The following is a 12,737-nucleotide window of genomic DNA, read 5'->3' as shown; positions in this document are numbered from 1 at the left end:
GCTCAGGCGACAGGCGGGCGGGCGAAGGGCGGGCGGCGAAGGGCGAGCGAGGCGACAGGCGGTCAGGCGATGGGGTTCGTCGGGCAGGGGCGGGTGGTCGTCGGGGAGAGGCCGTCGAGCCGGGCGCCGATGAGGCGGGCGATGCCCTCGATGGTCTGGATCCCGGTCCCCTCGCCCGGCTGCCGGTCCGTCTGCACCGCCAGCAGCAGGTCCCGCCCCGGCCCCTCGACGCGGCCGTAGCTGGTCACGGCCCACGTGTTGTGGATGAACGGCCGCGGCGTCCACCCGTTCTTGAGTGCCACCCGGTCCCCCGGCCGGGCGGCCGCGCTGACGCCCCACGCCTGGTCCTTCTGCACCCGCCCCATGAGCCCGAGCACCATCCCGCGATCGGCCGCGGTCAGTCCCTTGCCCCCGTTGATCAGCACCTTCAGCAGCCGGATCCGGTCGGCGGGACTGGTGTTGGTGCCGCCCCAGAACTTGCTCGGCCCCGGCGTGGTCTCCTTCAGCCCGATCCTGCGGTAGAAGGAGCTCATGGCCCCGCCACCCCCGACGCGCGACCACAGCGCGTCCGCGGCGCTGTTGTCGCTCTCCCTGATCATGCGGGCCGCCAGGTCCCGCTCGCCCTCGCCGAGGCGGCCGTCCCGCTGGAGCAGCAGCGCGGCGAGGATGTCCACCTTGGCCCCGCTGGCGGTGATCATGTCGTGCTCGTGCTCACCGTGGCCCAGCCTGGCCCCCGTCACCAGGTCCAGCGCGCCGTAGACGACGCGGCCCGGGCGGCGGCTCACGTACCGGGCGATGTCGCGTTCGAGCCGGGCGCGGGCCACGCTCCCGGCCCGGTTGTCCGGGAACTTCAGCAGGCACCGCGCCACCTTGACCGGCGCCTGCACCGCGACGGGCACGACCGGGGCCCGCTCGGCCCCGCACGCCGTCACCAGTGCCAGCCCCGCCCAGAGCATCCACTTCGCACGCACCCGCAACCCCCGAGATGTCGTCGGGGGTCGTACGGATCATGCCCGGACCGGCGCCCGGGCCCATCGCACCAGGTGCTTTCCTGGTCAGACCTTCAGCACGACCTTGCCGACCGCGCTCATAGGTGCTCGGCCAGGAAGTCGGCGGTCGCGTCCACGGCCTGCGTGACGTACGGCTCGCGGTCGTAGAGGTCGATGTGCTGCTTGGCGTCCACCCAGACGATCTTCTTCGGCTGGTCGAGCCGTTTGAACACCTCCTCGGCCCCCTCGGGCGTGCAGAAGCGGTCCACGACCCCGTGCACGATCAGCGCCGGCTTCGGCGACAGGAAGTCGCTGCCCATCATGTTGTCCATCGTGAGCAGCTCCAGCACGCTCGCCCTGGTCACCTCGTTGGACCAGAGCGGCGAGAGGCCGCGCTCGGTGCCGTAGTAGGCGTACGGCTCGTCGCCCGGCATCGCGGCCTCGCCCCGCTCCGCGACGGCGGGCAGATATTCGACCGGCCCGCCCAGGTCCCGTCGCTCCAGCACCTCCGCCAAGGACCGCAGCGCGGCCTGGTAGTCCATGCCGGACCGCATCGCGTAGGGGTTGTTGTACGCCCCCGCGATGCCGGCGAACACCCGCACCCTAGGCTCGAAGGCAGCAAATTTCAGTGCGTATCCCCCGCCGAGGCAGATCCCGACGGCCCCGATCCGCTCCGGGTCCACCTCGGACCGCGACCGCAGGAACGACACCGCCGCCCGCAGGTCGTGCAGCTTGCCCTGCGGATCCTCGTGGCGGCGCGGCTGGCCGTCCGACTCGCCCCAGTTGCGGTGGTCGAAGGCCAGCGTGGCGTATCCCCGCTCCGCGAGCCGGGCCGCGTACAGCCCCGTGACCTGGTCACGCACCCCGGTGAACGGCCCCGTGAACACCAGCCCCGGCCACGGCCCCGCGCCGGCCGGCACCCGGAGGTCCCCGGCCAGCGTGAGGCCGTCCGCGACGAACTCAACTCTCATAGGCACAAGTGTGCGCTATGAGTCGAACCCGAGCCCCATCCGATCGAGCGCCCGCAGCCACAGGTTGCGCTTGCCCTGGTGCTGGTCGGCCTGCGCGATCGACCACCGGGTGAACTGGATCACCCCCGACCGCACCGGCTCCGGCGGGAACGGGATCGGCTTCTCCTTCACCATCCGCAGCTCGGTCCGCTCGGTGGGCTCGCCCGACAGCAGGTCCAGCATGACGTTCGCGCCGAACCGGGTGGCCCCGACGCCCATGCCGGTGAAGCCGGCGGCGTAGGCCAGCCGGCCGCCGTGCGCCTGCCCGTAGAAGGCGCTGAACCGGCTGCAGGTGTCGATCACGCCGCCCCACCTGTGGGTGAAGCGCACCTCGGCGAGCTGCGGGAAGGTGTCGTAGAAGTGCCGCGCGAGCTTGACGAACGTCTCGTCGCGCTGGTCGTACTCCGGCTTGACCAGGCCCCCGTTGTAGTAGACGGCGTCGTAGCCGCCCCACAGGATCCGGTTGTCGCCGGTCAGCCGGTAGTAGTGGAACTGGTTGCCCGAGTCGCCCACTCCCTGCCGGTTGCGCCAGCCCACCGATGCGAGCTGGTCCTCGGTCAGCGGCTCGGTCATCAGCGCGTAGTCGTACACCGGGACCACGAAGTGCTTGAGCCGCCGCAGCAGCGGCGGGAACACCCCGGTGCCCAGCGCCACCTGGCGCGCGCCCACCGCGCCGTGCGGCGTGCGCAGGCTGATCGTCGTGCCGTCGTCGTGCATCGAGCGGACCGGGCTGCGCTCGTGGACGCGCACCCCGAGGCGCAGGCACGCGTCGCGCAGGCCCCACGCCAGCCGCGCCGGATCGAGCATGGCGCAGCCGCTGCGCTCCCAGAGCCCGCCCAGGTAGGTCGGTGAGTTCACCTCGGCCCGCACCTGCTCCTGATCCAGCGGCAGGTAGTCGAGCCCGAGGTCGGAGATCAGGTCGAGGTGCTCGCTCAGGCCCTCGACCTGCCACGGCTCGGTGGCCACGTGCAGTTCGCCGGTGCGCTCGAACGAGCAGTCCACGCCGTAGCGCTCCAGCGTGCCCTCGATCTCGTCGAGGTTCTCGACCCCCATGCGTTCCAGCCGGTCGATCTCCTCCGGCCACCGCTCCAGCCCGTTGGCCAGGCCGTGGGTGAGGGTCGCCATGCAAAACCCGCCGTTGCGGCCGGTGGCCGCCCAGCCGATCCTGCGGCCTTCGAGCAGGACCACGTCGAGCGAGGGGTCGCGCTCCTTGGCCATCAGGGCCGTCCACAGCCCCGAGAAGCCCCCGCCGACGACGACCAGGTCGGCGGTGGTGTTTCCGAAGAGCCGCGGTCGCGGCTCGGGTCTGGCCGGACTGTCCAGCCAGTACGGCTTGCGCTCCGCATCAGCCAGCGCCTTCAGCGGATCCACAAATCCCACTTCCCTTACGAAAGTCTGAGTTTTGAAATTGCGGGACCAAATAGGTGATCACGCGCGGGTTCCCCCCGCCGGAATCCGATCTCGCCTCCCTGTTCTTGACTGGTTCTCGGGCAGGTGGAAAACCCCTCCGCGACCTGCGGAGGGGAAGCCGGATGAATGCTCTCAGGTACGGCGGCGCGCCGCGACCGCGTTGGCGATCGCGATGAGCACCCCGATGCCGAAGATCAGCGTACCCATGACGTTGACCTGCGGCGGGATGCCGGTCTTCACCGCGCCGACGATCCACAGCGGGAAGGTGACGGTCGAGCCGTTGACGAAGCTCGTCACCACGTAGTCGTCGACGGACAGGGCGAACGACAACATCGCTCCCGCCATCACGCCCGGCATGATCGACGGCAGCGTCACCTGGCGGAACGTGCCCCAGGCCGACGCCCCCAGGTCCTTGGCGGCCTCCTCCAGCGAGGGGTCCAGGGTGACGACCCGCGCCCGCACCGTGACCACCACGAAGGACAGGGAGAACAGCACGTGGGAGATGATGATCGTGTTCGCGTCGCGCGGCACGTTGCCCGAGACGAACAACGACAGCAGCGACGCGCCCATGACCAGCTCGGGCGTGGAGATGGCGGCGAAGACCAGGAAGTTCGTCACGCCCTTGCCGCGGAAGCGGTGCCGGCCGAGCGCCAGGCCCAGCATCGTGCCGATCACGACCGTGATGATCGTGCTGACCAGGGCGATGACCAGCGAGTTGCGCAGCGCCACGGTCAGGTCGGAGATGTCGAACAGCTCGGCGTACCAGCGCAGCGTGAAGCCCTGCCAGGTGGTGTTGGACTTGCTCTGCTTGTCGTTGAAGCCGAACAGGATCATCACGGCGATCGGCGACGACAGCCAGACGATGATCAGCCAGGTGTAGATGTGCAGCAGGCGGTCCCCGAGCCGCGTCCCTCTCATCGGGCCGCCGCCTCGAGCACGTTCTCCGTCCCGAGCACCCTGGCGTAGATGAAGATCCCCACCAGCAGCACCGCCATCAGCGTGAACGACAGCGCCGAGGCGGTCGGGTAGTGGAGGTTGGTCAGGTATTCGGTCTGGATGATGTTGCCGATCATCGTGTTGCCCGTCCCGCCCAGGATCGCGGCGTTGATCGGGTCGGCCGTGGCGGGCACGAACGTCATCAGCACCCCGGCGAACACCCCGGGCAGCGACAGCGGCAGCACCACCCGGCGGAAGGCCGCCGCCCGGGTCGCGTACAGGTCCTGGGCCGCCTCGACCACCCGCGGGTCCACCCGCTCCAGCGACACGTAGATCGGCAGGATCATGAACGGCAGGAAGTTGTACGTCAGACCGCCGACCACGGCCACCGTCGTGGCCAGCACGTGGAAGTCGGCCGGCAGCACCCCCCAGTCCTTCAGCGTGCCGAACAGGATGCCGTTGTCCGCCAGCAGGAAGTTCCACGAGATCGTGCGCAGCACGAACGACACGAAGAACGGCAGCAGGAGCAGGAACAGGTACATGGACTTGCGCCGGCCGCCCTTGAAGGCGATCCAGTACGCCACCGGGTACCCGATCAGCAGCATGGCCACGGTCGCGAGCCCGCCGTAGAGCAGCGAGCGCACGAGCTGGGTGCTGTAGCGGCCGATCGCGTCGCTGTAGTTGGAGAAGCTGAACGTCATGGCGAAGCCGTCGATCGCGTTGCCGGTCTGCAGCGACACCGACGCCATCGCCACCATGGGCACGACCAGGAAGATCGCCAGCCACATCCAGCTCGGCAACGCGAGCAGGTAGGGGGTGAGCCGCCTCATCGCTTATGCCTGGGTGATGGACTGGAAGATCGGGTTGAACACCTGCTCCTGCTGGGTGGTGAGCTGGGTGTAGCTGCGCAGCTTGGCGTAGTCGGCCTCGCTGGGGAACATGAGCGGGCTGTCGACCATGTCCTCCAGGGCCTTCTTGTCATCGCCCTTGGCCGTCTTGGCCTTCTCCCGCAGCAGGTCCTGCACGGCCGGGACCGGCGTCACGTACTGGATGTACTCGTCCAGCTCGGCGGCCACGGCCGGCTGGTAGAGGTAGTCCATCAGCATGAGGGCGTCCACCGGGTTGGCCGCGCCCTTGGGGATGAGCATGTTGTCGGTCCAGATCGTGCCGCCCTCGGCGGGCACCACGAACTTCACGGGCTCGCCGGCGAGCTGCCGCTGGAACACGTCGCCGGACCAGGCCATGGTCAGCCAGACGTCACCCTTGGACACGGCATCAATATACGACTGATCGTAATATTTCCGGACAAGTCCGGCATCGCGCTGCGCCTTGAGCTTCTCCCCAGCCTTCTTCCAGTCCGCCTCGGTCGACTTCTCGGGGTCGATGCCCAGCGCGAACATCCCGAAGTTGCCGATCTCCTGGGCGTCGGCCATCATGCCGACCCGCCCCTTGTACTTGGGATCGAACAGCGACTCGATGCTGGTGATGTCGTCCTTAACGTAGTCGGTGTTGTACGCGATCCCGGTCACCCCGGACGTGTACGGAATCGTGTACTTGTTACCGGGGTCGTAGGACCGCTCCTTGTACTTCTGCCCGGCGTTGGCCTGGAAGTTCGGCAGCTTGGAGTGGTCCAGCGTCACCGCGTAGCCGAGCTCGATCATGTGCTGGAGCTGGATGCCGTTGGTCATGACCACGATGTCGTAGCCCAGCGGCTGACCGGCGCGCAGCACGGGGTCGGCCTTGCCGAAGAACTCCGCGTTCTCCTGGATGACCTCTTTGTACTCGTAGGAGATGCCGGTGTCCTTCTTGAACTTCTCCAGCGGCCCCTTGTCCTCCGGCATGTACTCCGGCCAGTTGGCGAAGACGACCTTGCCGTTCTGCTTCTGCTTGGCCCAGAAGTCGGCGACGGCGTCGGCCTTCGGCGGCGCGGCCTTCTGCCCCTGCACGCCACAGGCGGCCAGAGCGAGGCCGGCGGCGGAGAAACCGGCGAGCCTGAAGACGTCACGGCGGGTACGGGGCTGGGTCATTCCACGCATGAGGGGGTTCATGAGGTGCTATCAACTTCCAATCACATACGAGTGCTGCGCCTGCCAGGACAGCCACACGGAGTCGCCCCGCTCCGCCGTCGCCGTGGCGTCGTGCGCGTTCTGCTGGAACACCGTGATCTCCGCCCCGTCCGGGAGGCTCACGGCGTAACTGTTGTAGGTGCCCAGGTAGACGACCTCACCCACGGTGCCGCGCACCGCGCTCAGCTCCCGGCCGGGCTCCTCGGTGCCGATGGTGATCTTCTCGGGCCGCACGGTCACCGTCACGTCGCCGTCGTGCCCCGGCACCAGCACCCGGCCGCCGCCGACCTTCAGCTCGCCGCCGGTCGCGGCGCCGGCGAGCAGGTTGGAGGTGCCGATGAAGCCGGCCACGAACGGCGTGGCGGGCCGCTCGTAGATCTCGCGCGGACCGGCGAGCTGCTCGACCAGGCCGTCGTTCATGACGGCGATCCGGTCGCTCATGGTCAGCGCCTCGTTCTGGTCGTGCGTGACGTACACGAACGTGATGCCGACCTCGCGCTGGATGCGCTTCAGCTCGATCTGCATGGCCTGGCGCAGCTTGAGGTCGAGCGCGCCCAGCGGCTCGTCCAGCAGCAGCGCCCGCGGGCGGTTGACCAGCGCCCTGGCCAGCGCCACGCGCTGCTGCTGGCCGCCGGACATCTCGCGCGGCATGCGCTTCTCCCGGCCGCCGAGATCGACGATCTCCAGCATCTCGCCGACCCGCCGCCTGATCTCCTCCTGCGGCGTCCTGCGCTGCTTGAGGCCGAAGGCCACGTTGTCCCAGACGCTCATGTGCGGAAAGAGCGCGTAGGACTGGAAGACCATGTTGACGTCGCGCTTGTTCGGCGGGACGTTCGTCACGTCCTGGCCGAGCAGCTTCACCAGCCCCTTCGAGGGCGCCTCGAAGCCCGCGATCATTCTCATGGTCGTGGTCTTGCCGCAGCCGGAGGGGCCGAGGAGGGAGAAGAACTCCCCCTCGGCGATGTCCAGCGTCACTCCCTTGACCGCCTGGACGACCTCGCCATGCGAGTGATACTCCTTGACGACGTCTTCAAGCTCAATCGCACTCAGCCCGGTCATATCCAGGATTTTTCCTTGCTAGTCGCCGATGTAGTGCATGACGTGCTTGACCCTGGTGTAGTCGTGCAGACCGAACACCGAGAGGTCCTTGCCGTACCCGGAGTGCTTGAAGCCGCCGTGCGGCATCTCCGAGACGAACGGGATGTGCGTGTTGACCCACACCACGCCGAAGTCGAGCCGGTTCGACATGCGCATGGCCCGGCCGTGGTCGGAGGTCCAGACCGAGCCGCTCAGGCCGTACTTCACGTCGTTGGCCTTGGCCAGCGCGTCGGCCTCGTCGGAGAACGTCTGGACGGTGATCACGGGCCCGAAGACCTCGTTCTGCACCATCTCGTCGTCCTGCCTGAGCCCGTCCACGATGGTCGGGGCGAAGAAGTAGCCCTGGTCGCCGACGCGGTGACCGCCGGTGAGGACCTTCGCGTGTGCGGGGACCCGGTCGATGAAGCCCTGGACCTTGGCGAGCTGGTTCTCGTTGTTGAGCGGGCCGTAGAGGGCCTCCTCGTTGTCCAGGTCGCCGGTGACCGTGCCGGCGGCGGCCTCGGTGAGGGCGGCCACGAACTCGTCGTGCACGCTCTCGTGCACCAGCACCCGGCAGGCGGCCGTACAGTCCTGGCCGGCGTTGTACAGGCCCGCGGTGGCGATGTCGGCGGCGGCCTTGCCCAGGTCCTTGACGTCGTCGAAGACCACGACCGGCGCCTTGCCGCCGAGCTCCAGGTGCACCCGCTTGAGGTCGTCGGCGGCGCTCTTGGCGACCGACATGCCCGCGCCCACCGAGCCGGTGATGGCCACCATCGCGGCCGTCGGGTGGCTCACGACCAGGGCGCCGGTCTCGCGGTCGCCGGTGACCACGTTGAAGACGCCCGCGGGCAGCACCTCGCCGAGGATCTCGGCCAGCTTGAGCGTCGAGACGGGGGTGGTGTCGGACGGCTTGAGCACGATCGTGTTGCCGGCCGCCAGCGCGGGGGCGATCTTCCAGACCGCCATCATCATCGGGTAGTTCCACGGCGTGACCTGGCCGATGACGCCGATCGGCTCGTGCCTGATCACGCTGGTGTGCTCGGCGAGGAACTCGCCGGCCGTCGGGCCCTCCAGCGTGCGCGCCGCGCCCGCGAAGAAGCGGAAGTGGTCGGCGGCGACCGGCGTCTCGTCCTCGGCCATGCGGGCGCGGGGCTTGCCGGTGTTGCGGCACTCGGCCTCGTTGATCTCGTCGGCCCGCGCCTCGATCGCGTCGGCGACCTTGAGCAGCAGGTTGGCCCGCTCACCAGGGGTGGTGCTGCCCCACGACTCGAACGCGGCGGCCGCGGCGGCGAAAGCGGCGTCGACGTCCTCGGCACCCGACACCGGGGCCTGGACATAGGCCGCGCCCGTGCAGGGATCGATGATGTCGGAGAATCGGCCGCTCTTGGCGTCCACGAACTCACCGTTGATGAAGTTCTGCAGACGGGTGGTCGTCAAGGTGATGACCTCCTCGTGAGGTGGGCTGAGATGCCGCGACTCTGACAGAGCAATGGCATCCGGACAAGGGATTTCGTGGTGAAGATATCAAATTGCTACGAATTCGCTTGACAGACCGCGAAGAACTGACAACATGTCGCACCAGGACGGCAACCCACCGGGAACGCCCCCGTAACGCCGGACCGGTAGGAGGAAACCTCTCGATGACGACGCCGCCGCGCGTACGCCGAAATCACGCCAACTCCGGCCCCGTGGTGCTCGACGACCTGTCGAAGCAGATCATCGAACAGCTCCAGGCGGACGGTCGCATGCCGTACGCGGCCATCGGGAAGGCGGTCGGCCTCTCGGAGGCGGCGGTGCGCCAGCGGGTCCAGCGGCTGCAGGACGCCGGCGTGATGCAGATCGTCGCCGTCACCGACCCCCTCACGCTGGGCTTCCCCCGGCAGGCCATGATCGGCGTCAACTGCGAGGGCGACCTGGAGTCGGTGGCCGACGAGCTGGCGGCCATCGAGGAGATCGACTACGTGGTGCTCACGGCGGGCTCCTTCGACGTGATCGTGGAGGTGGTCTGCGAGGGCGACGGTCACCTGCTGGAGATCCTCAGCAAGATCCGCGCCATCCCGGCCGTACGGGCGACCGAGTCGTTCGTGTACCTGAAGCTGCGCAAGCAGACGTACTCCTGGGGCACCCGCTAGCCCACCCTCGCGACCGCGCGCACGGGCGCGCCGTCGGCGCCGGGGAGCCGCAGCGGCAGCAGGAACACCTCGATCGGCCTCCCCCGCACCTCCAGCAACCGGTCCAGGCCGGTCAGGTTCTCCGCGATCACGGCGTGCGCGCCGCACAGCACCCGGTGCGCCGGGAAGTCCTCGGCGGGCGTCGGGTCCACGCTCAGCGCGTCGATCCCGACCGTACGGACACCCCGCTCGACCAGCAGCCCGGCCGCCTCCTCGCTGAGGTACGGGTGCGCCGGGTAGTCCGCGCTCCCCCAGTACGCCGACCATCCGGTGGCGACCAGCACGATCGTCCCCGCCCTGAGCCCCTCGACCTCCTCGAAGGTCGCCGCCCCGATGGCCGAGCGCGGCGCCAGGCCCCGCGCGTCCACCACCACGGCGGGCCCGCAGAAGCGCTCCAGCGGCAGCTCGTCCAGCGCGGGCAGCGCGTCGTCGATGTGGACGGGCGCGTCCACGTGGGTGCCCGACTGGGAGCCCAGGTGCAGGGCCAGCACGTTGACGCCGTCGCGGGCCACGGTGAGCGCCGGGCCGACCGAGACCTCCGGATCGCCCGGGTAGACGGGCATCCCGGTCTCGATCGGCACCGACAGGTCGACGAGCTCGCTCACGCGACCGGCTCCGCCGCCCTGCCCGCCGCAGTGTCCACGATCGGCAGGATCGGGGTGTCGGCCGAACGCACCAGGCGCGGCCCGTCGGGACCGTAGACCTCGCGCGGCTCGGGGAAGGCGGCCAGCAGCAGCAGGTAGAGCAGCCCGGCCACGGCGAGCCCGACCGGCAGCGAGATGTCCACCTCGCTGGCCAGGTGGCCGAGCGGCCCGACGAACTGGCCGGGCAGGTTGACGAACATCAGCGCCAGCCCGGCGGAGACCAGCCAGGCGCTCAGCCCGCGCCAGTTCCAGCCGTGGGCGAACCAGTAGCGGCCGCCGCGCTGGCGCCGGTTGAACACCTGGAGCGCCTCGGGGTCGTACCAGCCGCGCCGGGTGACGTAGCCGAGCATCATGATCACCATCCAGGGTGCCGTACACGTGATGATCAGTGTGGCGAACGTGGAGATGCTCTGCGTGAGGTTCGCGGCGAACCGGCCGACGAAGATGAACACGATCGACAGCGTGCCGATGAACACCGTGGCCTGTACCCGGGAGAAACGGGGGAAGACGCTGGAGAAGTCGAGGCCGGTGCCGTACAGGGAGGTCGTGCCGGTGGACATCCCGCCGATCAGGGCGATGAGGCAGACGGGCACGAAATACCAGCCGGGGGAGACGGCCAGCAGGCCGCCGACGTAGTTGGGGGCGGCCGGGTCCACGTACTCGGCGGCCTTGGCGGCGATGATCGAGGCGGTGGCCAGGCCGAAGAAGAACGGCAGGATGGTGGCGATCTGCGACAGGAACGCGGCCGCCATCACCCGCCGGCGCGGGGTGTTCGCCGGGATGTAGCGGGACCAGTCGCCCAGGAAGGCGCCGAACGAGACCGGGTTCGACAGCACGATCAGGGCCGCGCCGATGAACGAGGGCCAGAACGGGGCGCCGGCCGGGAGCGCGCCCGGGTAGGACGGGTCGAAGTCGCCGGCGAAGGCGAAGACGCCCAGGACGAACAGCAGCGACGCGGCCGCCACCGCGATCTTGTTGACGAACAGCATGAAGCGGAAGCCGTACACGCAGACCACGAGCACGAGGACGGCGAAGATCGCGTACGCGGCGCCGTACGAGAGGTCGGTGTCCGGCAGCCCCACGAGCCGGTGCGCGCCGCCCACCAGCGCGTCGCCCGACGACCACACCGAGATCGAGAAGAACGCGATCGCGGTCAGCAGCGACAGGAACGAGCCCACCACCCGGCCGTGCACGCCCAGGTGGGCCGAGGAGGAGACGGCGTTGTTGGTGCCGTTCAGCGGCCCGAACAGCGACAGCGGCGCCAGGATCAGCGCGCCCACCACCAGCCCGAGCACGGTGGCGGCCAGTCCCTGCCAGAACGACAGGCCGAACAGGATGGGGAAGGCCCCCAGCACGCAGGTGGCGAACGTGTTCGCGCCCCCGAAGGCGACCCGGAACAGATCGACCGGGCGGGCGGTGCGGTCGGAGTCGGGGATGCGCTCGACGCCGTACGTCTCGATCTCGGTGATGGAGCCGCTGCTCATGTCTTCTCCTGGATCGCCAGCAGGCTGACGAGGTCGTAGGCCACGTGGGAGGCGGCGATCGAGGTGATCTCCGCGTGGTCGTAGGCCGGGGCCACCTCGACCACGTCGGCCCCGATCAGGTTGGCGCCGGCCAGGCCGCGCAGGATCTCCAGCAGCTCCCGGCTGGTGAGCCCGCCGGCCTCCGGCGTGCCCGTGCCGGGGGCGTGGGCGGGGTCGAGCACGTCGATGTCCACCGAGACGTAGAGAGGCCGGTCGCCGACCCGCTGCCGCAGCAGGTCGATCACCTCGTCCAGCCCGCGCCGCAGCACGTCGGCCGCGGTCACGATGCCGAACCCGAGCCGCCGGTCCTCCTCCAGGTCCTTCTTGCCGTAGAGGGAGCCCCGGATGCCGACGTGACTGAGCGCCTCGGTGTCGAGGATCCCCTCCTCGACGGCCCGCCGGAACGGGGTGCCGTGCGTGTACTCGGCCCCGAAGTAGGTGTCCCACGTGTCGAGGTGCGCGTCGAAGTGCACCAGCGCCACGGGACCGTGCTTCCTGGCCGCCGACCGCAGCAGCGGCAGCGCGATCGTGTGGTCGCCGCCGATGGTGACCAGCCGGGCGTCCAGCTCGTCGGCCGCGCCCTCGATGGTCTCGATGGCGGCGCCGATGTCGTACGGGTTGACCGCGATGTCACCGGCGTCGGCCACCTGCACCCGCTCGAACGGGGCGACGTCCAGCCCCGGATGGTACGGCCGAAGCAGCCGGGACGCCTCACGGACCGCGGCCGGACCGAACCTGGCGCCCGGCCGGTAGGAGACGCCGGTGTCGAAGGGTACGCCCACCACGGCCACGTCGGCCCGCCCGACCTGGTCGAGGCGGGGCAGCCGGGCGAACGTGGCGGGCCCGGCGAAGCGGGGGACCTTGGAGGAGTCGACGGGGCCTGTGTTCATGCGGACAGTGTTCGTCATGGC

General features: G+C 69.5%; 12 protein-coding genes. 1 reads left to right on the top strand and 11 read right to left on the bottom strand.

Going from position 1 to position 12,737, the window contains the following annotated elements; genetic code table 11:
• Positions 1-62 precede the first annotated feature (62 nt).
• The 8 genes from AB0J69_RS36415 to AB0J69_RS36380 form a co-directional block, all read right to left on the bottom strand.
• Complete coding sequence (locus tag AB0J69_RS36415) at positions 63-971, bottom strand: serine hydrolase (protein WP_364127040.1); 909 nt, start codon at positions 969-971, stop codon at positions 63-65.
• A gap of 116 nt (positions 972-1,087) precedes the next feature.
• Positions 1,088-1,960 (bottom strand): alpha/beta hydrolase, encoded by an 873-nt coding sequence (locus tag AB0J69_RS36410; RefSeq protein ID WP_364127038.1) that lies wholly within the window; start codon positions 1,958-1,960, stop codon positions 1,088-1,090.
• Between the two features lie 15 nt (positions 1,961-1,975).
• Entirely contained in the window at positions 1,976-3,370 is a 1,395-nt protein-coding gene (locus AB0J69_RS36405; protein ID WP_364127133.1) for an FAD-dependent oxidoreductase, read from the bottom strand.
• Between the two features lie 171 nt (positions 3,371-3,541).
• A complete protein-coding gene (locus AB0J69_RS36400) occupies positions 3,542-4,327 on the bottom strand; it encodes an ABC transporter permease (protein WP_364127036.1) in 786 nt (261 codons plus the stop codon).
• Positions 4,324-5,175: an ABC transporter permease gene (locus tag AB0J69_RS36395; RefSeq protein ID WP_364127033.1), complete on the bottom strand. Its 852-nt coding sequence runs from the start codon at positions 5,173-5,175 to the stop codon at positions 4,324-4,326. Before AB0J69_RS36395 ends, AB0J69_RS36400 begins: the two co-directional genes overlap by 4 nt.
• Positions 5,176-5,178: 3 nt before the next feature.
• Positions 5,179-6,381: a spermidine/putrescine ABC transporter substrate-binding protein gene (locus AB0J69_RS36390; RefSeq protein ID WP_364127031.1), complete on the bottom strand. Its 1,203-nt coding sequence runs from the start codon at positions 6,379-6,381 to the stop codon at positions 5,179-5,181.
• A 21-nt stretch (positions 6,382-6,402) separates the two neighbouring features.
• Positions 6,403-7,470 (bottom strand): ABC transporter ATP-binding protein, encoded by a 1,068-nt coding sequence (locus AB0J69_RS36385; protein ID WP_364127028.1) that lies wholly within the window; start codon positions 7,468-7,470, stop codon positions 6,403-6,405.
• An 18-nt stretch (positions 7,471-7,488) separates the two neighbouring features.
• The gene (locus AB0J69_RS36380) at positions 7,489-8,931 is read right to left on the bottom strand and encodes a gamma-aminobutyraldehyde dehydrogenase (RefSeq protein ID WP_364127130.1); all 1,443 of its coding nucleotides are present in this window, start codon (positions 8,929-8,931) and stop codon (positions 7,489-7,491) included.
• A gap of 197 nt (positions 8,932-9,128) precedes the next feature.
• Between AB0J69_RS36380 and AB0J69_RS36375 the strand changes: the two genes are divergently transcribed.
• On the top strand, positions 9,129-9,620 hold the full coding sequence (locus tag AB0J69_RS36375; protein WP_364127025.1) for an Lrp/AsnC family transcriptional regulator: 492 nt from the start codon (positions 9,129-9,131) through the stop codon (positions 9,618-9,620).
• Here the strand turns inward: AB0J69_RS36375 and AB0J69_RS36370 are convergent.
• The 3 genes from AB0J69_RS36370 to speB are packed head-to-tail and all read right to left on the bottom strand — an operon-like array spanning position 9,617 to position 12,716.
• On the bottom strand, positions 9,617-10,264 hold the full coding sequence (locus tag AB0J69_RS36370; protein WP_364127023.1) for a cyclase family protein: 648 nt from the start codon (positions 10,262-10,264) through the stop codon (positions 9,617-9,619). The genes AB0J69_RS36375 and AB0J69_RS36370 overlap by 4 nt on opposite strands.
• Positions 10,261-11,787, bottom strand: a complete 1,527-nt coding sequence (locus AB0J69_RS36365) for a cytosine permease (protein WP_364127021.1) — start codon at positions 11,785-11,787, stop codon at positions 10,261-10,263. The genes AB0J69_RS36370 and AB0J69_RS36365 overlap by 4 nt, the downstream gene beginning before the upstream one ends.
• Positions 11,784-12,716 (bottom strand): agmatinase, encoded by a 933-nt coding sequence (speB, locus tag AB0J69_RS36360; protein ID WP_364127018.1) that lies wholly within the window; start codon positions 12,714-12,716, stop codon positions 11,784-11,786. Before speB ends, AB0J69_RS36365 begins: the two co-directional genes overlap by 4 nt.
• Positions 12,717-12,737 lie beyond the last annotated feature (21 nt).

Origin of the sequence: Nonomuraea sp. NPDC049709, assembly GCF_040674815.1 — a bacterium.
In the GTDB taxonomy this organism is placed as follows: domain Bacteria; phylum Actinomycetota; class Actinomycetes; order Streptosporangiales; family Streptosporangiaceae; genus Nonomuraea.
Note: the sequence above shows the minus strand (reverse complement) of the source record. Positions and strands in the feature narration are given on the sequence as shown.